This is a genomic window from Thalassotalea sp. PLHSN55 (assembly GCF_052030545.1).
In the GTDB taxonomy this organism is placed as follows: Bacteria; Pseudomonadota; Gammaproteobacteria; order Enterobacterales; family Alteromonadaceae; genus CANMXU01.
Window position 1 is genome coordinate 75,765 of sequence record NZ_JBPDIH010000005.1, and the last position, 22,638, is coordinate 98,402.

A 22,638-nucleotide genomic window follows, 5' to 3' on the forward strand; every position below is an offset into this window, starting at 1 on the left:
ACTACACAAATTCTGCACCTTGTTATTGATTGCCTTTATATTGTTAGCCGAGCTCGGCAATTTTCTTTTCAATATTTTTGCGTGACGCGCCAATGTGTCGACGCATTAATAATTCGGCAAGCTCACCATCGCGATCAGCAATGGCCTGAATAATATTGGAATGCTCAGCAAAAGCGCGCGTCGCTCTGGGGCTATTCATACCAAATTGAATACGATACATGCGTACTAGGTGATACAACTGACCGCACAAAATATTGATCAATTGTTGATTATGACTGCCGAGGATCACTTTATAGTGAAAGTCTAAATCCCCTTCTTCTTGATAATATGAAATGCCGTCTTTAAGCTCTTGTGCGCTGGCATGTTGTTTTAACATATCCTGCATGTCGACAATTTCTTGGTCGGTCATATTTTGCGCCGCTTGCCGACACGCCATACCTTCTAATGCTTCACGAACGACATAAATTTCCAATAGGCCTTCAATAGTACATTCTACAACACGCGAACCAACATTCGGTTTACGCTCGACTAAATGGCACTTTTCCAAACGATTTAAGGCTTCTCGCAAGGTAGAGCGACTAATTTCAAATTGCTTGGCTAGCTCAGGTTCACTAATTTTACTACCTGGCTTTATTTCCCCTTCAACAATGGCACGCTGCATTTGATCAAAGACTTTGTCAGCGGTCGTTACTAAAGGTTGTCTGGTTGGATTGTTTAATGGCATCTATTATTGTCGACACTTTTAAAGTTTGATCAAAATAATAGCGGATGAAATTTAATAGTCAAGCAAGAACAGACTAAATTGTCGACAATTCGTCGATTTAAGCAAAAAAACAGACTAAAGTCGTAGGGATTAAAGATAAAAGTTAACTGAAAAAGCAGTAATTTTTACGAACGGAAAATAGTGAGATCAGCCAAAGAACCAATAACAAACACCAATCGCAGCACAGACACCGGCTAAATCAGCAACTAGGCCGCAGCCTATGGCATGCCTAGAGTGGCGAATACCAACAGAGCCAAAATACACCGCAAGTACATAGAAAGTCGTTTCCGTTGAACCTTGCACAATAGAAGCAAGACGACCGGCAAACGAATCAGCGCCATAAGTATTCATGGTATCTATCATCATCGCTCTGGCGCCAGAACCACTTAATGGCTTAATAATCGCTGTTGGCATAGCATCTACAAAACGAGTATCCCCTCCTAAGCTTGCCACTAACAAACGAAAACTGTCGACAATAAGCTCTAAGGCGCCACTTGCTCGAAATACACCAATGGCACATAACATCGCCAATAAATAAGGAATAAGCTTAATACTGGTTTCAAAGCCCTGTTTAGCGCCTTCAATAAACGCATCGTAAACGACCACCTTTCGATACATGGCAATAAGGATAAAGGCTAACAAAACAGAGAAAATAAGTAAGTTGCCAAAAAGCGACGATTGTTGCGCTAACGCATCGGCCGACAAGCTAACAAAATAAACAACAAGCGCCGTAATTAGTGCCATCGCTGCAGATAAATATAACAACACCACTTTATTAAACAGCTGTATTTTTTGCACAAAGGCCACCACCAGCAAACCTGCTAAGGTAGAGGCAAAGGTTGCGAGTAATATAGGAATAAAAACGTCGGTAGGGTTTGCAGCCCCTTGCTGCGCTCGGTAAACAAATACCGCCATCGGAAACAAGGTGACAGAAGATGTGTTTAACACCAGAAATAAAATTTGCGCGTTAGTGGCGGTATCTTTTTGTGGATTTAAAGTTTGCAGGTCTTGCATCGCTTTTAACCCAAGTGGGGTTGCAGCGTTATCTAAACCTAAAAAGTTAGCCGAAAGGTTCATGGTCATCGAACCTATTGCCGGGTGCCCTTTTGGCACTTCAGGCATTAAGCGGGTAAATAATGGTGAAATAAAGACTGAGATTTTTTCGATGATGCCTGCATATTCAGCAACTTTCATCATGCCAAGCCAAAAACTTAAGATACCAATTAAGCCGATGGCGATATCAACAGTCACTTTTGACATGTCGAAAATGGCATTGACCAACTGCTCAAAGATCAAAACATTATCAAGCACTAGCCATTGATAAAGGCTAGCGATAAAGGCAATGACAAAAAAACCAATCCAAATTCGATTTAACACAAAAATATTTTTCTTTTTAAGAGCTTAGGCAAAACGAATCATGACATAAAAACAGACAAAAACAAATACAACCACACTGTGGAAAAGATGTTATTAACTTGTGTTAAAGGACTGAGTAAGTGGTGGAAACCAACTTAACAATCAAACAAAGAGGTTATTATATCTATAAATAAAACAATGGATTAGGAAAAAATTAAAATTAAATTAGCAATTAATAAAGTTTACACTACACTTAGTAGCTGTAGGATAAAGAACTCGATAAATGCTCGCTCCTTTTATTGTGTAGTTACCTTTATTAGCGCACGGCTCTTTGCATGAGCCATTCCCCTGAGCCCGAAACTTTCACAGGTTTCGGGCCATTTTTTTGCCCTAAATAAAAAGCATTAACCTAGGTAACCTAAGCTCAGTTAGGTATTATACCAAGTGCATTAATTAATTGATCACTTAGCGATAATTAAAAGGCTTATAGGCACAGGTTATATGCTCCGTGCATAACCTAAGTAATAACCTTGTCAAAATCAATAACGATGGATATAAGCCTTTTAAAATCGCCCTTTGGGAACTGGTTAGCGAACTGATAACGGCTCAAAATTAAAGAAATATAGAATAACTATGTTTCAGTAATTTTGTTTGTTCTAAGGTCGTTAATCGAGTTCTAAGTTGACTAATTTATTAATGTAATTGGTATTACAACTTAAACAAGCGGTAAAAATTATCTCGCGTTATTTGGGCAATTTCTTCAACCGACTGACCACGAACACTGGCTAGATGTTTAGCTACATCGACGACATAAGCCGGTTGATTTTGCTGGCCTCGATGTGGCACCGGCGCTAAATAAGGCGCATCGGTTTCAATCAGTAGGCGATCATCGGGTATTTTTTTCGCGACTTCTCTTAAGGCGCTGGCATTTTTAAAGGTGACAATGCCTGATAAAGAAATATACAAGCCAAGATCTAATGCTTGTTTTGCCATTTCCCAAGTCTCAGTAAAGCAGTGTAATACCCCGCCCACTTGGTCAGCTTTTTCGTTAACCAAAATATCTAGGGTATCTTGTTGCGCATCGCGGGTATGAATAATGAGTGGTTTGTTAATTTGTCGAGCAACACGCACATGTTTTTTAAAGGAATCAAGCTGCAACTCTTTAGTTTCAGGCGCGTAGAAATAATCTAAGCCAGTTTCGCCAACGGCAATAACTCTGTCGTTTTGTGACAATTGCAGTAGCTGGTTTTCATCAATCGACTCTTCTTGATTTAGCGGATGTGCGCCACAAGATAACCAAACATTATCGTAATGCTCAGTTTTTTGGGCCATTTGCTCAAATTCAGCAAGTTTAACGCTCACGCAAAGCATGCCACTCACTTTGGCTTGTTTGGCTTTTTCAACCACGTTATCTAAATTGTCGTCAAATTCAGCTAACTTTAAACGATCTAAATGACAATGAGAGTCTATAAACAACTCTTTGCTCCTTGAATAATATTAATTGGAATAAGGGTTTGAATCTTTAAATAGCAGACAGTGTTGGGGAAATTACATCGTTAATGTTGGTTCAGATGAATTTAAAAAACGCCCTATCGCTTTTTCGATTTGATTGCGAATATTGTCTGGATCTTGAATAAAACTAATGCCTAAACCTGGCGGTGTACCATTTTGCACACCAATAGGCGTTAACCAACATACTTTGCCAATAACTTTAGAGCTTTCTAAGGCATCAGGCAGTGAAATTTCCATTTCAATTTCAGTGCCCAGTTCATAAAATTCCGTGGTGCGTACAAATAAGCCACCTTGTTTTAGAAACGGCATGAACGACTGATATAAGTCTTTATCGGAAACAAACTCCAAATATACATTTTCCAAAACGACACTCCTAATTTACTTGTGCTTAATTGCGTTTACTTAACGGCTTATACTTATTTACTAGCGGTTAATTGCTTAACGTCCACTAAAAACTTTTCAAATTCAAAGCTCAGGTTACTTTGCGACAGTGTTTTAATACGTTTGTTCATGCTAATAAATAAACGATGAACTTGCCACAAGACTTGAGGCTCTAGCAAGGCATTGTTGTCAGTTTCACTACTTTTTAACCAACCAACTTGCTCTCTAGCAAAGTTTACCACAATTTTTTCTAACCAGCGTAATGCATATGGGCTGGAATTAAGTTGACTTAATAGCTCAGCTCTATCTTGTTGGTGCAGAAGATAATGAATGAAACTTTGACTAAACTGTTGATATTGCGCTTTTACTTGTTCATCAACAAGTTCAGGCATATGAGTTAAATTAGTAAAGTCACCTTCTAATTGACAATTTAGCTGCTCAGACAGGGCCTGTCCCATCGGCGGTCTTAATGAAATTAATCGACAGCGACTAATGATAGTAGCAAGCAGCGACTCAATATCTTGTGTTAATAACACAATGACACTATCACCACTTGGCTCTTCCAATGTCTTAAGTAACGCATTAGCCGCAGCGATGGTCATTTTTTCTGCACTTTCAATAATTAAAGTTTTTACTTGACCAATTTGTGCGGTTTTTTCAAAAAACTGCGTTGCCTGGCGAATATCGTCAACCCCTATAGTGCTGGTGCTGGCTTGAACCACTTGATGATCTGGATAGGTTTGGCTTGAAATAAGTTGGCAAGTTTTACACTGCTGACAAGGCGCTAGAAAGTTATCATTGTTAGCTAGAGGTTGCTGACAGGCAATGGTCTTGATCAACCACTGAGACAAGGTTTGTTTACCCGCATTAGCCATGCCTGAAATTAACAGCGCATGCGGTAAAATTCCCTGTTGAATTTGTGTACTTAATTGTTGTTGAGTAGCAGTTAACCAAGCTTTCATGTATTAAGGGTTTCAATGAGTAAGAGTTAACAAACCGCAGCCGTAACTGCGAACAAGATGGAAAATAATATCACGAAAATATGACCTTACCCAGCAAGTATTTAATTAAGCAAGCATAATAAAAAATGGCTGTAAAATTACAGCCATTTTAATCATGATATAGAAACGATTAGCAACTAGCTTTGTGGTGATACCGCCACTAATAAGCCTTCACCATTAACATGAAAATATAAGGTTTCATTAAGCGTTTCATTAACCGCTTTTACCGTATATGTGCCGTGATGTTCACTTGCTACAGTAAAGTTTTCAGCAGGCACTGCTGACCAGCTTTTATCAATTTTCGCAATTGTTTTAGCTTGACCTTCTATTTGCGTTGGCATCGCTCTAAACGTTAATGACTTTGCCGCCGTTTGTGCAACAGATAACGCTTTACTGTTATCAATACTGCCATGCGCGCCTGAATGCGCAAATACTGATGCAGAAAAAACTAAGCTGATGGTTAACGCAATATTAACTAAAAATTTCATACGATTGACTTCCTCTTATTTAAGACCTTCAATGGTATATTCACCACTGAAAATAACTTGAACTTGCATTTCTTTATCTGATTCATTTTTCCAATACCAGCCATGTGAACCTTCAAATGGTGCAGTAAAGCTGCCTTTCATTTGCTCAGCCGTCGCTATGGTATACGATTCAAAATAACCGGTAGTATCACCTTTTGGCTCGCCGTGAAGATCAACATACAATGGGCCACCGTCGGTCATCCATTCGTAGTTAACTTTTTCGTATTGCGCCATTGCTAATTTATATTCAATGCCTTTGCCCGCAGGAACAGTGACGATTACCGAGTCTTGTTGTCCGTCGCTAGATTGCGATTCAACTTGGTTGTTTTCTGCCGGTTGGTTAAATACCGTTAAGCCTAATTTTTCGCCCATACCGGTAGGGTCAACATTGTATTCTGCCGGTAAAATAAATAGCACTAAGGTGGTTAGCGCAATCACTAACGCAATAATACTCGCTTTGATGATTGATGTTGAAGATTGTTCAGTTTGCATATTCATAACTCTCTTATTCCTTAGTTAACGAAATAACCTGTTAATTGATAACCGATCAGCATAAAACCGGCACTCATTAGCGCAGCGTTGGTGACCGATGAAAAACGTTGAAAACTTGCATGACGTCGCCAAATATTAATCACGAGTAAGATAAACATCAGCGCTAAAAATTGGCCAAGTTCGACACCAAAATTAAAGGCAAGTAAATTGGCCGCTAATCCTTCACTTGGCAAACCAAATTCTTGAATTTTAGTTGCTAAGCCAAAGCCGTGAAATAAACCAAAAATAAGCACGGCAGCTTTTGGATTGGGTTGAAAGCCGCAAAGCTTTTTAAAACCACCTAGATTGTCAAAGCCTTTATAAACAACGCTGAGACCGATAATGGCATCAATTAAGTAGGCATTAACTTGAATGTCAGCCAATACGCCAGTCATCAACGTAATACTATGACCTACCGTAAACATGCTGACGTATAACAACACATCTCGTGTTCTATGAAGAAAAAATAACACACCGACTAGAAATAGCAGGTGATCGTAACCGGTCACCATGTGTTTGGCGCCAATATACATAAAAGGGATTATTTCAATACCCGAAATGCTTTGTAAATAATCGCGTGTTGTATCGTCGACGCCATGAGCGAAACTATCGACAGAAAACAACGCAAGCACAATAAGTACTGGGTAAAACAGATAAGAAGCTTTCAGCCTATCTAACATATATCTCATCCTTAACTACTATAGAGGATTACGTTTAATCGCAGCTTGTAACCAAATAAAATCAAGGTGATTACATCAAAATTATTAAGTAAATTTGCGCGACACACATACTAATTGTTAGTAATGGCGAGATGTTAGCACGGAATAGACAGGAAAAATAACCAACAAAGTTAACAAGATTTGTAGCCAATTGTAGGCGATGCGCCGAGTTTGTAACTAAGATTTTACAAAATGAAATTTCAGGCGACTAGAGCGTGTTGACCTTTGGTGTATGTTTTTGCAGCGAATTGTTTGCCATTTATACAAGGCAGAGCGATTGTCGTGTAGTTAGTCTACATAAATGAGTGATAAAGACTTTATGCTCCTGCAAAGTCACCTTACCCCACATCCATGTGGGGCAACGCAGTTGAAATGGCAAACAAACGCTGTCCGAAGGATCTATTTAAACGCTTCCTGCTCTTTGTTACTAACTTTAGACGTACGACTCAAGGGATTGAGGAGGTAGGGCGACGTTTGGAACCAAAGCCTAGAGCCACTATGCCTTCAAGTTAGTGCCGCGATCAGAAAGCGTTTAAATTGGACAAAATTCATACCACAAAGACCAATACGCTCTAGAGTTAGAGTAAGACAAGTCGAAAAGATTCAACTTTTTTATTTATTTAGTACAAAAAAAATCGAGCACGTACTGTGCTCGATTTTGCTGTTGCTCGTCACCAAATGCGGTGACGTTGTCGTTAATTAAAAACGGTAGACAATACCTAAATTATAGCGACGACCTGATTCAGAAAGGTAGTTCGTTAACTCTTCATACTTTAAGTAACGCTCGGTTACTGAGTCATTTAAGTTAACAATTGAGAAATTAACCTTTAAGTTTTTATTTAACGTGTAGTTAGCCGATAAATCTAATTGGCCACGTGCTGCTTCAATTTCAGGTAACGAGTTAGTTTCAGCCCACCCTAGTGGCGTAATATGGCGTTTGAAAAATTCTGAACGCCAGTTATATGCTAGGCGCACGTTGAGTGTTTTATCATCATAAAACAATACTAGGTTGGCACTGTTTTCCGATAAACCTTTACGGCCCATTGGGTCGCCTTCTTGGTCAAGCTCTTGGCTAGGCTCGGTGGTATAAGTATAGTTAGTGCTAAAGCCTGTATAACTTAATAAACTTGGTAATTCGTCAAAGGTATGCGTTAAGCTAAACTCTGCCCCTTTTAGTTTGGTACCTGCGCCATTAACTAAAACGTAATGTTTATACTTGCTATCACCTACCCAAACGTCACCCGCTTTTTCAATATCTAAAGTAATTGTAGACTCAATATCTTTATAAAATACCGCGGCTGAGAACATGCTCGATTTTGAATAATACCATTCAAACGATAAATCAACATTGGTGGCAAGTACCGGCTCTAAATACGGGTCGCCGCCTTGGGCAACACCAGCATAACCTTCAGGTAAATCATCATTACTTAGTAATTCTAAAGAAGGTGACAGCGAAGATAAACCTGGTCGCGACATCACTTTAGCTGCAGCGAACCTTAGTACCATGTCACTATTTAAGCCTAAATTAACGTTTAAGCTTGGTAAAAAATTGTTGTATTCATTTTCAAATTCACCCCAAACTAATCCGGCATCACTGGGTACATAACCTGATGACTTGGTTTTAGTTTTAATAAAACGACCACCAAAGTTACCAAACAAGTTCATATCGCCAAAAACTTCACCGTAAAAATCAGCACGCGCATAGCTGGCATAAGTTTGTTCAGTTACATCAAAACGCTCTGCTAATATTTCATAAACCGGTACGTTATTCTCGCCCATTGCGCGTAACGCTACGAGGTTAAATAAATCGGTATGATAATCCATACTGCAGTTTATTGTGGTCCACTCTTGCGGCACATCGCCAGAGAAGTTATCGAAGGCAGCACTTTCGGGAGCAAAACAATCTGTTTGTAATTTATACGCAAGTTCCGCTTCGGTATATCCTGTACTACCAAAAAACTTATCGCCATTACCCTCTGGGCTTACTGAGATTCCTTGAATTGGCACATTTTTATATAGCTCATTACCATCGGCATCTAAATAGGGAACATTATTACCGTTTTCATCTTTATAGGTATATTTAGTTGTGCCGCCAGTATTTTTATTTTCATAACTAACACGACCATAATTACGCTCGGCAAAACGAACACCGGTTTTAACTTGGGTAAAGAAGTCGCCGTCAAGCTCTAACACCGCGTCAACTTTGAACGATTGCTCATCTTGGTCAACGTCATTTCCGTTACGTTGTAATTGATGAAAGTTTAAGTACTGTTGATCGATACCGGTAATATCGCCCGCTTCTGTTAAAGGTCCATTACCATATGGCGCGTTATACAAGGTATAAGTACCTAAGTCGCTACCACGTAAGTCGAATGTTGCAATACCGGCAAAATCATTTTTATCAAACTTACCACTTTGATCGTAGTCATAGCCCATGTTTAAAGAGCCTTGTTTGGTATAACTTGACCCTTCGGAATACGAATATTCTGCCGCAATATTTAGCTCGTCAGTGACTTGTACATCGCCGCCCAACGTAAACTTTTTCGATTTTGAGTAAGTCAATTTATGTGACGGACCACCGCCCATACGTATATTAGCACCTGAAATAGTACCGGCATCGTAAACATAACGTTCTACGCCATCACCACTGGTACCAATTGATGAAAAGTTTTGCGCGTAGCCCATAGTTGGCATCGCATGATTAAATTGCGTGCCAAACGAAGAGCCAAACGTTTCTGCTTTAGCGTTGGTTATCGTTGTGTCTAAAAAGAAGTTAGTTATATCATTTGGCTGCCATTGCAACGTCGCATTAAATGAATCACGAATATCTTCGGTATCTCGCACGTTGGCGGTAAAACCATTAGACATGTAGTAACTGTCGTTTGAGTCGATTACACCATCTTTGTTAACATCAATGGGGGCAGTATCCATACGGTGAGTATCGTAAATAGTGCCGTCAAAAGGTGTTTTAGCTTCTTCATGCTGATCTATTCTGCGCCAGTTACCGGTTGCTTCCGCCCAGCTACCACTGTCTGCTCCACCAAAAGCTTCGGTGCGCTTAAATGATTCTTTGTGTGCAACTGTGGCGACAAAACCGAAGTCACCAATGGCTGTATCGCGCCAATTTTTACCACCAAAGACGCTAAAATCAGGCGACGATTTTTCTGCTAAATCTGAGTGTTTGCCTTTAGCGGTAACTGAAAATATTTGATCTTTTTGAATATTTAATGGTCGACGCGTTTTAAGGTTAATAGTGCCACCTAAAGCGCCTTCAATTCGGTCGGCAGTGGTTGCTTTTAACACTTCGATGCCAGAGAACAGCTCTGAAGGTAAATCTTGGAAATTAACGGTGCGTTCTGAACCTGTACCTGAAGCCGTTTGACCATTAATTTCAACATTATTACTTGAGATACCACGAATTTGAATGGTTGAGCCTTCGCCGTCAGCGTCACGGGTCATTTGAATACCTGTAACACGTTGCAGCGCTTCTGCAATGTTTTCATCAGGTAACTGGCCGATATCTTCTGCTGAAATGCCATCCATAATTTCTGTCGAAAAACGCTTATCATTCATCGACTTTTGAATACTACCGCGAACACCTGAAACGGTGATCACTTCAATTTGTTCTTCTTGCGCTTTTTTTATTGCTGCTTTTGCATCATCTTCTGCTAATGCAGGCATAGCACTTACGCCAATAGCCATGACACAAGCTTTACTTAACGTGGTTAACGCGAACTGCTTACGGACGTTTTCTTGCATAATAAACTCCCCCTAATAGTGTTTATATAGCGCTTTAGCATTTTTATATTTTGAATTTGCTACAGCTTTTACTAAATCTTGTTGTTAATAACCTGCTTCATGATCCGAATAAACAATGCTATTCCTAACCACTACACAACATACTAATATTATTTATATTACAAAAAATAACAACAAACAGCAAACTTAATACACGCAATTCGACACAAATTACAAATTCAATACACCTGCAAACAATAGCTAAAATTAAGGTATAAATATCAATAGCTTGAATAAAAGCCATTAAGTGGTGGACATGATTAAATTATCAATCCACAAGATTAATATTAGTTTTAAGTACAATATCGACCATTAAAGACATGAACTTATGTACAAAAAAGCGCGTGTGTAAACGATATGTTTTTCTATATAAATATGATTATAAGTAAGAAAGGAAACTAAAATAGAATTTGAAAGAGCCCTTTGGTGCTAAACAAACGCAAAATAAGATAAAGATTGATAAGGCACTATAGGTGATGAAGTTTTACGATGGCATATAAAAAAGGCTTCTACACATTGACACATAGTAGAAGCCTTCCTTGTTCACAATAAGTATTCGAGCATTATTTTCGTGTACTTAAATACTTCCTTAATTGCTCTGGGGTTTTGAATTTTGCTTTTCGCGTTTCCAAAATGGCTAAATGTTTTTCAACCGTAACTTGCGCCCACTCGTTACTTTCTTTCCAACGAGGCTGAGGAAATTGCAGGTACCAGTTTTGTAACTCTTTCAACATACGTGCAACCCGTGCTGGGTGCTGCTTACTAATGTCGTTGCTTTCGCCAATATCAACACTTAAGTCAAATAATGCAATACGTTCACCGACAACCACCAGTTTGTTATCGCCATCACGCATCGACGCATTATTATCTTTTTGCCAAAATAGTTTTTCATGAGGAGTTTGGTTGCTAGCATTTACATCCGTTGAACGAATAAAAGGTAAAAGGTTTACCCCATCGTGTGCTTTTGTTGCTTGTGGATCAAAACCTAAAATTGCTTCGCTTGTTGCATAGATATCAAGCGCAGACGTTAAACCATTAAAGATTTCTCCGCCGTTTACTTTTTCAGGCCAGCTAATAAAAAACGGTACGCGATGTCCGCCTTCAAACTTCAAACCTTTATAGCCATTTAATGGAAAGTTATTAGTATTGTTGTAGTTACCGCCACCATTATCACTTAAAAAGATTATAACGGTATTATCCATTAAATTCTCTTCACGTAATTTTTGACTGATGCGACCAACACTGTCATCTAACGATTCAGTCATTGCCGCTAATATTGGTCTTGGGTGATTTTGCTTTTTATATTTGGCGATCATTTCTTTTTTTGCATGCATAGGGCCATGAACTGCTAGCGGCGCATAATACATAAAAAATGGCTCGTCTTTACTTTGCTCGATGTAGTCAATTGCTTTATCCGCTAATACATCGGTTAAGTAGCCTTCAAACTCAACAGGCTGATTATTTTCCACCACGACGCGTTCGTGTATTCCTTCACTCGGATCATAGGTTGGGAAATAAGAACGATGGCCGGCAAGAAAGCCATAAAATTCATCAAAACCACGTACATTGGGACGCAAAGTTTCGTGTGCGCCTAAATGCCATTTACCAATGGCAAAGGTATTATAGTCATTGTCTTGGAATAAGTTCGCCAACGTGTACTCAGACGCCGGAATGCCTAAGTTCGGGTTAGACATGGTTTTACCGGGTAAATTGCCACTAAACCCAAAACGATGTTGATAACGTCCTGCCATTAAGCCAGCTCGAGACGGTGCACAAACAGTGCCGCTAGTATGAGCATCAGTAAAAACCACACCTTGACTTGCTAATTGGTCGATATGCGGCGTTTGCATTTCTTGACTGTCCATAAAACTAAAGTCATTGTAGCCGGCATCATCAACGATCATCACAATCACGTTAGGTTTACTGCTACTTGTTTTATCGCTCGTTTGTAAACTGGCGTGACTAGAAGAATCAGCACAGCCAGACATAATGGCTAAACTGATTAATGAAGTGAACAATTTAAAAGATTTTTTCATAACTCTCTTCTACTTGGTTAACAACAAATGAATTAACATTTAATATACTCGCTCGAATATATACTATAAATATTACATAATCCAAGAAATTACGTTTCTTTTCATTTTCACTTGCTTTGCTTTTAACTGACTTCATGCATAACTGTTAATAATTTTGGCTAATTATTACGCTTTCGCCAATGAGTCAGCAGTGTTACCTTGCCACGATTCAAAATGCACTGCGTCGTCAATCTCTCGTCTTGGTAGCCACCCTGCACTTTCTAATTCAGGTTTGTCTTTAAACTTAGATACATACCCCAAACACAAATAACCGATAATACTAATGTCCTGTGGAATATTGAGTGCTGCTCTTAAGACATCGTCATGAATAATGCTAACCCAACCTAAGCCTAAGTTTTCAGCACGCGCCGCAAGCCATAAATTTTGCACCGCGCATACCGCGCTGTATAAATCCATTTCAGGTTTTATTGTTCGCCCTATCACAACGGGGCCATTTCGACTTCTGTCACAGGTAACACAAATTCCTACTGGTGACTCAATAATGCCTTCGAGTTTGAATTGCTGATATTTTTGCGCTTGCTCATCGTTAAACATTTTTGCTGATTGTTGATGCGCTTGCTCAAATCCGGTTTTAATTTTTTGTTTTGTTGTTTGATTTTTTACAACAATAAAATCCCACGGCTGCATAAAGCCAACACTTGGCGCATGATGCGCAGCGGTTAAGATACGGGTGAGTACTTCTGAAGGAATTTCATCTGATAAAAATTGTCCGCGAACGTCACGTCGTGAAAAAATGGTTTTGTAAACCGCATCGCGCTCTGAAGAGGTAATTTGCATAGTGTAATAGTCAAAAAAGAAGAAAGAATATGGTAACAGTTTATCAGAATAGCGCTGTTACTAGTTGTAGACTTTCCCCATCTACACATTGAAATTAAATTTCAGCTGTTTGCGCTCGACGTTAAAGCAAAAGTTTAAAGAACGGAAATTACCTTGAGTTACAATTTAACCATTACTTGAGCGCTAAAATACAAAATCAAACGGCGTAACTCGAGTGCTTTTATTCCTTTAATTCACTTACCTTATTTTCAATTTTGCTGGCTAACACGCAAGTTGCGCCAGTTACACTCTGAAACGTTAGACAACAAATAGTCACCAGCAAAGTCGGTACTATATTCAAAGACCAAATTCGTTATCTACCGCAGTATTTTAAGATGAACAAGCAAACAAAACGTTATCAATTAGAGCATTGCTCAACCTCAAATGCTAAAGCCGTTGTTAAACCGTTGCCTTATACACTGGCGATATTACCTTTGCTTGTGTCTATAAATGTTCAAGCAAGCGATAACTTTAGCCCACAGAATTACCTTAACGGTTTTTTGATGTTTGATCATGTTGTTGACCAACCCAACATTTTTACTGGTGAAGATACTGCCGAAGGTGAATCACAAATTCGTCGTTCTCGACTCAACCTTGAGTCACAATTAAACGGGAGCTGGCGTATTCGTCTTCATTCAGCTTATGATCGCGGTGAATATCGACTTCTCGACTCCTATATTCGTTATAACGGCTTAGATGCGTTTAATGTCACCATTGGCAAGCAAAAAGAGTTTTTTGGTTTTGAAAATATCATGAGCGCACGCGACATGACGTTAATGGAGCGTAGCTTAATTACATCAGCTATTGTGCCAGGGCGTAAACCGGGGGTTAATTTTTCAGGTGAAAAACACAAGTTTAACTGGCAGCTTGGCTATTATTTAGAAAACGATAATAGCGATACCAATGCCGTAACTGGGCGTTTAACATGGACTGGCTGGCAACAACCTGAATCTACCTTTCATTTAGGCATGGCCTTTAGCGAACGCGACTACGACGGTAAACAGTACAGTATCAGCGAAGTGCTCGATATTACAATAGACGACTCCATTGTCGACTATGGTTCAGTTACCGCAGAAAGTGTATCGTTAACTGGTTTAGAAATGATGTGGCAAAAAAAGGGCTTTACCAGCCTTGCTGAATGGCAACAGGCTTCCATTACAGATGTCGCCAACGATTTGTACGAATACCAAGGTGGTTATGTACAACTTAGCTATTTATTGTCAGGGTTAAATCGAGACTACGCCAAAGGGCTTTTGCGTAAACTTGCGACAGATAATGAATGGGAATTAAGTATGCGCTGGAGCCAAATGAATTTAATTATTGAAGAGCTAGAAACCGAAACCCTCACTTTTGGCATTAACTATCATTTAAGTAGCAATACTAAAATCATGCTTAACTACATGAAAACCAAATACAATGAGAACTATGTTGAAGAAAATGACAATCAACGTTTTTCATTAAGAGCTCAGTACGTATTTTAGTTGTTAACTAATGCCCCTGTAATATTTCTTATGCCTTCTGTGGTTAGCACTCTTTGCTAACCAGTCTCACCACACTCACTCTACCCACACTCACTCTATCCACACTTTCATTTGCGCACTAACATCCTATAACCAAGATTAGTCATTCAACTTAATAATTTGATTATTTATTTTAGATTTTACACAGGGTAAATCTAAAATAACGTTTAAGCTGCGGCTGTTAAATTTTCACAAAAAAAAAGCTGAATATCACTATTCAGCTTTTGATGTAATTATTTTAGTAAAACGATTAGAAAGTTAAGTCTAGCTTTTTCACATCAACAAATCTTGGGTAGATAAGTAAGAACAAGCCCATAATGGTGTAACCGATCACAATGCCATTAAATGCTGGTAAATGAAGCGATGCAGAATGCACGATGCCTATCGACGTCATTAGCGCTGCGACAATCGAGAACCAACCTGCGTATTTAAATTTCGCATCAATCACGTTAGCAACAATCGCCCCCCAAAATAGTCCGGTAATAATGGCACCTTGAGACAAGGCTTGATGGCCAATTAAATGTGCGCCCTGCTGTGACATAGCAGCGATCATTTCGGCATCAGTTAAGTTGGGTAGGTTTTCTGTGCCCATATTTCTTAAGGCATTAAGCATCGCTGTCCACTTCACCATCACAAAACCTGATACATGTGGGATCATTGAAATAATAATAGCAATTACATGGCTTTTCTTGACACTTGCTGCGCTATGAGAAATAAGCGTGATCGCTAAAAAGACAAGAATTGGCGCTGCCGCTGATAAGGGCACTAGGTTATTTAAAAAGGCCAATAAACCAAACGTTGCTGCTAAGAAAAATATCAAGCCCACCGCTAAAATATAACCACAACGAGCATTCATCGCACTATATACTGGGTGTCCAATATAAACTGTTGTTGGAAATGGTGAACCAAATAATGCGCCAACCATAGTGCCCGCGCCATCAGTTACCTGACAAGCACCAACCGAGTAGCTATCACCGGCTGAATCAGCTGATTCAACATTATTCATGGTTTCGATGAAGTTATACACTTGCACAGGAATTAATACCAAGAACAATTCTGAATGATTAAATAAGTGCTGAATACCGACAATTAAATCACCAAAATAAGGAATTGGTGGATTAAAGGCAACGCCTTCAAAGCTAATTGACGTTTCACCTAATATAAGCGCGATTACCGTACCAACAATCAGTGCAGCTAATCCTGCTGGCATATTAAATGGCAAACGAAAATTACCGACTAAGCCCCAAATAATGATCATTAACGAAGCAAAACCAATAATAGGGTTTTCAATAATACTGGCAAACGAATCGCTGCCAATAAACACCAGTGCGATACCACAAAGCGTACCTAACATACCGGCGCGTGGCGTAACACGTTTTAAAAATGGCCCCACTACAGCGCCTAATGCTGCAACAATACCACCAATAAAACCAGCACCAATACCCACTTGCCAAGCAAGTTCTGCATCGTTGGTGGCCCAATAAATTGGCCCGATCACACCAAATAAATAAACAAACATAACTGGCGTACTAATACCATAAGGCAATGCAGTAACATCATTGCGCCCTGTTTTTTCTGCTAAGCGTTTCGCCATAAAGGTATAAACAAGCACACCAGCTAAAATAGCAATTGCCGCACCGGGAACAATACGACCGAAAACAATTTCTGTCGGCATGTTAAAGACAAATTTACAAATGCCACTAAGTACTATTAAGTTAGTTAAGTTATCTGTAAACAGTGCCCAAAACGCACTCAGATCACCACGATTGGTTAGTTGATAGTTTGATTTTTCAGTCATAATATCTCGTTAAATGGTATTGTTTTATGAAACAAAATTAATACCAAGTTCACCTTATTAATGTAAGTGAATATTTTGCCCTAAACCGCCGTTGTTTAGGGCTACATTGTGTGTGGATTTGTTACTTAAAACAGATTAAAAACGCCAAACTGCAAGCAGTTGCACCGCATTGTCGTCAGTACCTTTTTCACCTAGTTTGTTTTTAAAGTACTGGTATTCAATGCCAACAAACATTTTTCCGGCATTCATGCCCATCAGTTCGCCAGCATCTAAACGAATTTGTGGTTGGAATAAAATCCAAGACTCTAATTCAGTCGTGCCGAAGTTGTTGGTTTGTGTGCGACCATTGATGTATTCTAAGTGCCCTTCAATGCTCCAGTTGGTATTGCCGATGCTAAATGGGTATGCCCAAGCAAAATCAACCATATAACTTGTTTCTTCATCTAAAACGGTAAAATTTGCCGAGTCTGCACTGCCGCCACCTTGATGAATATAGGCAGTTACGTCGATTTGTGCAAAAGCAAACCCTGGTAAATCAAGTGCAAACCTAACACCTGGTAGCACCCAAGTGCTGTCTACTTCAGGCGCAAAGTTAAAACCAGCAACAATGCCGATATCTTTTACTGGGCCAAACTTAATCTCGTTGCCAGTAATTTTTCCTAGGCTGAAGTTTGAATACCACTCTCCATAAAATTCACTGGTGTTATCAGCTGGGCCGCCCGACCAACGCGTGTGGTCTACAAAGAAAAAGTTATCACCATACTCCCAACCGCCTGCGTGTTGAAAAGTAATAATATCTGCTTGTGAGGTATCGCCTGCGCCAACAACTTCTAAATCACCGCCCAGTTGAAGTTGTACCTCAGTATTACTCCATGTTTCAGCAGTACTTGCTGCTGATAAGAGTGAAGTTGCTAAAATTAATGCATAAGTTGTTTTTGTAACGCCCATGTTATTTCCTATATTCACCATCAAAATTAACCATATTTTCTCATATTTTGTAATAATGACAGTATTCGATTGCGAGTTGCGCAAGAACATAAATGAATTTGGCAAAGCACACAAGAAAAACCTGACACAAGTGTCAGTAAATTGTATTTTGATCAAATTTACACCGCTAACAAGGAATTATTAACTATGTCATATTCTTCATTTACACCGCCAAGACGCACATTAATGGGCCCTGGTCCTTCCGATATTAGTCCGCAAGTGTTATCAGCGATGTCGCGTCCGGTAATTGGTCATTTAGATCCGCTTTTTGTTGGCATGATGGATGAAGTAAAAGCGCTACTGCAATATGCATTTCAAACTAAAAATGAATTCACTATCGCATTATCAGCGCCCGGTTCTGCCGGTATGGAAGCATGTTTTGTCAACCTTGTTGAAGCGGGCGATCAAGTTATTGTGTGTCGCAATGGCGTATTTGGCGATCGCATGGTGCAAAATGTCGAGCGTATTGGCGCCACCGCGATTATTGTTGATTCACCTTGGGGACGCGCGGTTGAAACCAACAAAGTAGCACAAGCATTAGTTGATCACCCAGAAGCAAAATTTGTCGCTTTTGTGCATGCGGAAACATCCACTGGCGCCGTATCAGACGCCAAAACACTTTGCGCCTTAGCAAAACAGCATAACTGTTTAACCATAGTTGATGCGGTAACGTCTTTAGGGGGTGTAGAACTTCGTGTTGACGACTGGGGCATAGATGCCATTTATTCAGGTTCGCAAAAGTGTTTGTCGTGCGTGCCGGGACTATCGCCTATTTCTTTTAGCGCAAATGCCGTAGAGGTGGTTAAAAATCGCAAAACGCCAATTCAAAGTTGGTTTTTAGATCAATCTCTAGTGATGAGTTATTGGTCTGGCGAAGGCAAGCGTAGTTATCATCACACCGCCCCTGTTAATTCATTGTATGCATTACATGAATCGTTAGTGCATTTACATAATGAAGGTTTAGAAAACGCATGGGCACGCCACAAAGCGCAACATCAAGTATTAGCCAAAGGGCTTGCTAAATTAGGTATTGAATTTATTGTGCCGGAAGATGAACGCCTGCCACAACTTAATGCAGTTTATATTCCCGAAGGCGCAGATGATGCCAAAGTACGAGGTTATTTACTTAACCATTATAACCTTGAAATTGGTGCTGGCTTAGGTGGTTTTGCTGGCAAAGCGTGGCGCATTGGTTTAATGGGTTATGCTGCAAGAAATGAAAATGTTGCGCTGTGTTTAAGTGCCTTAGAAGATGCGCTAGCGCAATAAGCTAGAAGCTAGAAGCTAGAAGCTAGAAGCTAGAAGCTAGAAGCTAGAAGCTAGAAGCTAGAAGCTAGAAGCTAGAAAAAGCTTAAGCGTTGTTATTTATGATAACAACGCTTTTTTTATGTAATACCACAACCTTTTAAAATAATCGTCGTTAGCGTTGCTACCACATCTTCAAAGTCTTGCTCTTGCAACTCGTCTTTATTTAAGCCTGCGCATACTTGAACACTAAAGTCGGCATAATGTTGCGTTGCACTCCAAATCAAAAACAATAAATGGTGAGCATTAATATTATCCATCTGCCCTTTTGCTACCCAAGCCTCAATAACTTCAACTTTACTTTGCAACCATATTTTAAAGTCGCTATCTAGGTAGTCTTTTAAAATAGGGGCGCCATGAATAATTTCACTGGCAAATATTTTTGAGCCATCTGGATCTTGATACGAAAACATCACCTTGTCGCGAATATAACGCGTTAATGCTTCTTTTGGCGAAACGGTTGCCACTAATGAATCACAATGAACATTCCAGCTGTCTAGAATATCCGCTAGCAATTGTTGGTATAAATCGGTTTTATCGTTGAAATAATAATGAACATTTGTACGTGGAATTTGTGCAACTTCGGCGATGCGTTTAATCGATGCTCCTTTAAAGCCATGTTGAACAAACTCTTGGCGAGCAGCTGAAAATATAAGTTGTTTATTACGTTGACGAATATTGCCGTCACCGTGTTTTAATGCAGGCACTGCTTATTCCCTATTTATGGGTAAAATGTAGGTAAAAATGCGTTAAATTTTTGTATTTATTAAATGGGTATTCGCATTTCGCCATAGTGTAAAGACTCTTAGCCTGTGAAACAACAGCGTTTATTCCTATTGAAATGCTAAAGCTTATTCGGTGACTTTTTCACCCATAATATGCGTAGCTAACACATGACGCTCGTCGCCAAGCATGCTTAAAATAAATAGCTTTTCAGTCAAAGTTTTACAGTGTTGCATGCGTCTTGCCATTAAAGGTGTTGCAGTATAATCAAGCACAATAAAGTCTGCCTCGGCGCCTTTGGTGAAATTACCAATAGTGCCTTCTAAATCTAACGCAATCGCCCCGCCAAGTGTCGCCAGATAAAATGATTGAAACGGGCTTAATTTGTCACCACGCAATTGCTGAGTTTTATAGCCCTCATTCAGCGTACTAAGCATTGAAAACGTTGTGCCTGCACCTATGTCTGAACCAAAGCCCACGTTAACATCAAATTGTTGTGCTTGTTGAAGGTTAAATAAACCACTGCCTAAAAATAAATTAGAGCTTGGGCAAAAAGCAATGGCAGAATTTGTTTCGCCTAAGCGTTGGCATTCACTGTCGTGCAAGTGAACACCATGGGCAAAAACACTGCGCCTGCCAAGTAACTTGCTTTTATCATAAACATCTAAATAGCCGGTATTTTCAGGAAAAAGTTCCGCAACCCAGGCAATTTCATCTTTGTTTTCACATAAATGGGTATGCAAATAAACATCAGGATATTGTGCTAATAACTCACCCGCCTTATCTAACTGTGCTTTTGAACACGTCGGCGCAAAACGCGGCGTTATCGCATATTGCAAGCGATCAACTTGATGCCATTTTTCGATTAAGGCTTTGCTGTCAGCGTAACCTGATGCTGCGGTATCCGACAAATAATCGGGGCAGTTTTGATCCATTAACACTTTACCGCAGATCATGCGTAATTTTTTTTGCTGAGCGATGGTGAAAAACGCATCGACTGAGGCTTTATGCACGGTGCCAAAAACAAGTGCCGTGGTAGTACCTGCCGCCAATAATTGCGTTAAGAAAAATTCAGCAACGCGTTTGCCGTGTTCAAGATCTGAAAACTCTCTTTCTGCGGGAAACGTATAGTTTTCTAACCACTGTAATAATTGCTCTCCGTAAGAGGCGATCATTTCAGTTTGTGGGTAATGTACATGGGTATCGATAAACCCGGGCATGATTAAACCATGAGGATAATGAATAAGCTCAGTATCATTAGATAATTTTTTCAGCAAAAGATCGGCTTCGCCCACCTGCACAACCAAGCCATTTTCAATCACTAATAAGCCATCTTCAAAATACTGATAGCTGTCAATTAATGCCACTTTGGCAGGATCGGCGATAAAGTGAAGCAACTCGCCTCGATATGCTTTTTTCATAAATTACGGTTTTTCATACGTTACGTTATTTGCTGTTAACGATTATTTTAGCACTGAGCGCTTAACGGCAAACAGTTAATTGTTGTAACTGCTTGCTTTGCTCGCACGGCAAAACTTAAAAGCATTAATGCAAACTGGTTGATGCTTTAGCGAGCATGTTTTTAATTTGTTTAACAATTTTCGCACTTGTTGCGGCGTCGAAACCTTTTATTCTAGGGGTATGAATATGACCAACAGGCATAATCGGTTGATAATGATTGCGCAGTAAAATACTGCGATAAGAGATCTCATTCGACAAATAACCACCGCCCGAGCCTTCAACTGAGGTTTGCCCTTGTAGTTGCGCTAAACTACTGGCGTTAAATTTCTGACGAGTTAAGGTTGAAACTTGATGATTGTCGTTAATTTTAAATGCCCCTTGGGCAGATTGCATCGTCTGAACAGGCAATGAAAATTCCACAAATTCATCGCCTTTAAGCGCTTGTTCACCTAGCATTGGCACTAGCGGATTAGTTGCCGTTGCGCCGGTATAGACATTCAAATTATCAGGTGCATTCGCACTTCTTCTTAAGGCGGGAAAACGTTCTAAGTCAAAGTCTTTTCGCCCCATGCTAACCGTAACCACCATATCGACTGGCGTGTTTTTCATATAAGGTGTTAGCAAGGTTTCAATCATGCCTTGATCAAAGTCTTTAAAACGCACCGGGATCATTAAGGTTTCAATTTCAACGGACTGACCATCGACGCTAATATAAAAATCATCTAACGCTAATGCGGTAATCCCCGACGGGTTACTTTGCTTAATATTTTTATCTAAAAAGAACGGGTCGAAACCTGTCAGTAATATTTTTTTATCAGCATTTTTATCAAATTTAATATCTGCTTGGCCACGAGTGAGCAGTTCAAACTTCCACAATAATTCGGCTTGTTGCATATCAAGCAAACGCTGAAAAGCCGCTGAAGATTTTAACGCTGCCGACATTTGTAAACGCGCCCAGTATAGAGGTCTGTCGTCAAAGTTATTATCTTGATCAAACGCGACTACCGCTTCTTGCCAAATTGCTTTACCGTGGCGCAATATCAGCTGAGTCAGTGTGGTAAAGTTTCGCGCTTGGTGTATTTGTGTCTCAAAGATTCCGACACGTTTTTGATGTCGAGAAAATACCCGAGGAAACGCCTTACTGGCTTTGTCTAAGCGCAACTCTTCAACATTAAGTTGGCTATGATCGATTATCGCCACTTTATTGTTTTGCGCACTGTCATTAGCTTGAGCAGCATTGGCATTAAAAGCAAACGCAGCAGCAATAACGCTGGTAACGGCAGCAATTGAAAGCGTGTGGATTATTTTCATATAAATTCTCATCTTGGCTTGTTTAATCAGCTC

The 22,638-nt window shown here is 39.7% G+C and carries 18 protein-coding genes; 2 read left to right on the top strand and 16 right to left on the bottom strand.

The window, feature by feature from the left end:
• Positions 1–43: 43 nt before the first annotated feature.
• From ACRRSQ_RS11305 to bluB, 11 genes are all read right to left on the bottom strand, one after another.
• Positions 44–724, bottom strand: a complete 681-nt coding sequence (locus ACRRSQ_RS11305) for a GntR family transcriptional regulator (protein ID WP_440875851.1) — start codon at positions 722–724, stop codon at positions 44–46.
• Positions 725–910: 186 nt separating this feature from the next.
• A complete protein-coding gene (locus ACRRSQ_RS11310) occupies positions 911–2,140 on the bottom strand; it encodes a nucleoside recognition domain-containing protein (protein WP_440875852.1) in 1,230 nt (409 codons plus the stop codon).
• Positions 2,141–2,827: 687 nt separating this feature from the next.
• Positions 2,828–3,595, bottom strand: a complete 768-nt coding sequence (locus tag ACRRSQ_RS11315) for a TatD family hydrolase (RefSeq protein WP_440875853.1) — start codon at positions 3,593–3,595, stop codon at positions 2,828–2,830.
• Positions 3,596–3,667: 72 nt separating this feature from the next.
• The gene (locus ACRRSQ_RS11320; protein WP_440875854.1) at positions 3,668–3,994 is read right to left on the bottom strand and encodes a PilZ domain-containing protein; all 327 of its coding nucleotides are present in this window, start codon (positions 3,992–3,994) and stop codon (positions 3,668–3,670) included.
• Between the two features lie 53 nt (positions 3,995–4,047).
• Complete coding sequence (locus ACRRSQ_RS11325) at positions 4,048–4,974, bottom strand: DNA polymerase III subunit delta' (protein ID WP_440875855.1); 927 nt, start codon at positions 4,972–4,974, stop codon at positions 4,048–4,050.
• A 176-nt stretch (positions 4,975–5,150) separates the two neighbouring features.
• A complete protein-coding gene (locus ACRRSQ_RS11330; RefSeq protein ID WP_440875856.1) occupies positions 5,151–5,501 on the bottom strand; it encodes a DUF6488 family protein in 351 nt (116 codons plus the stop codon).
• 15 nt (positions 5,502–5,516) lie between these two features.
• Positions 5,517–6,032 carry a hypothetical protein gene (locus tag ACRRSQ_RS11335; RefSeq protein ID WP_440876100.1) on the bottom strand — a complete coding sequence of 172 codons (516 nt, stop codon included), beginning with the start codon at positions 6,030–6,032 and terminating at the stop codon, positions 5,517–5,519.
• 20 nt (positions 6,033–6,052) lie between these two features.
• Positions 6,053–6,751 (bottom strand): HupE/UreJ family protein, encoded by a 699-nt coding sequence (locus ACRRSQ_RS11340; RefSeq protein WP_440875857.1) that lies wholly within the window; start codon positions 6,749–6,751, stop codon positions 6,053–6,055.
• Positions 6,752–7,489: 738 nt separating this feature from the next.
• Entirely contained in the window at positions 7,490–10,549 is a 3,060-nt protein-coding gene (locus tag ACRRSQ_RS11345; RefSeq protein ID WP_440875858.1) for a TonB-dependent receptor, read from the bottom strand.
• Positions 10,550–11,151: 602 nt separating this feature from the next.
• Positions 11,152–12,624, bottom strand: a complete 1,473-nt coding sequence (locus ACRRSQ_RS11350; RefSeq protein WP_440875859.1) for a sulfatase-like hydrolase/transferase — start codon at positions 12,622–12,624, stop codon at positions 11,152–11,154.
• A gap of 165 nt (positions 12,625–12,789) precedes the next feature.
• The gene (bluB, locus tag ACRRSQ_RS11355; protein WP_440875860.1) at positions 12,790–13,461 is read right to left on the bottom strand and encodes a 5,6-dimethylbenzimidazole synthase; all 672 of its coding nucleotides are present in this window, start codon (positions 13,459–13,461) and stop codon (positions 12,790–12,792) included.
• Positions 13,462–13,835: 374 nt separating this feature from the next.
• Here bluB and ACRRSQ_RS11360 point away from each other — a divergent pair, with 374 nt between their 5' ends.
• Complete coding sequence (locus tag ACRRSQ_RS11360; protein WP_440875861.1) at positions 13,836–14,981, top strand: OprO/OprP family phosphate-selective porin; 1,146 nt, start codon at positions 13,836–13,838, stop codon at positions 14,979–14,981.
• Between the two features lie 289 nt (positions 14,982–15,270).
• Here the strand turns inward: ACRRSQ_RS11360 and ACRRSQ_RS11365 are convergent, their stop codons facing one another.
• Together ACRRSQ_RS11365 and ACRRSQ_RS11370 are read right to left on the bottom strand one after the other, a co-directional pair.
• Positions 15,271–16,818 (bottom strand): hypothetical protein, encoded by a 1,548-nt coding sequence (locus tag ACRRSQ_RS11365; protein WP_440875862.1) that lies wholly within the window; start codon positions 16,816–16,818, stop codon positions 15,271–15,273.
• A 135-nt stretch (positions 16,819–16,953) separates the two neighbouring features.
• Positions 16,954–17,766, bottom strand: a complete 813-nt coding sequence (locus ACRRSQ_RS11370) for a hypothetical protein (RefSeq protein ID WP_440875863.1) — start codon at positions 17,764–17,766, stop codon at positions 16,954–16,956.
• 186 nt (positions 17,767–17,952) lie between these two features.
• Here ACRRSQ_RS11370 and ACRRSQ_RS11375 point away from each other — a divergent pair, with 186 nt between their 5' ends.
• A complete protein-coding gene (locus ACRRSQ_RS11375) occupies positions 17,953–19,074 on the top strand; it encodes a pyridoxal-phosphate-dependent aminotransferase family protein (RefSeq protein ID WP_440875864.1) in 1,122 nt (373 codons plus the stop codon).
• A 116-nt stretch (positions 19,075–19,190) separates the two neighbouring features.
• On the opposite strand, the gene ACRRSQ_RS11380 is transcribed toward ACRRSQ_RS11375, so the two are convergent.
• The 3 genes from ACRRSQ_RS11380 to ACRRSQ_RS11390 all read right to left on the bottom strand — a co-directional run bounded on the left by ACRRSQ_RS11380 (position 19,191) and on the right by ACRRSQ_RS11390 (position 22,605).
• On the bottom strand, positions 19,191–19,817 hold the full coding sequence (locus ACRRSQ_RS11380) for a TetR/AcrR family transcriptional regulator (protein WP_440875865.1): 627 nt from the start codon (positions 19,815–19,817) through the stop codon (positions 19,191–19,193).
• A 144-nt stretch (positions 19,818–19,961) separates the two neighbouring features.
• The gene (gene guaD, locus ACRRSQ_RS11385; protein WP_440875866.1) at positions 19,962–21,254 is read right to left on the bottom strand and encodes a guanine deaminase; all 1,293 of its coding nucleotides are present in this window, start codon (positions 21,252–21,254) and stop codon (positions 19,962–19,964) included.
• Positions 21,255–21,378: 124 nt separating this feature from the next.
• A complete protein-coding gene (locus ACRRSQ_RS11390) occupies positions 21,379–22,605 on the bottom strand; it encodes a hypothetical protein (protein WP_440875867.1) in 1,227 nt (408 codons plus the stop codon).
• Between the last annotated feature and the right edge of the window lie 33 nt (positions 22,606–22,638).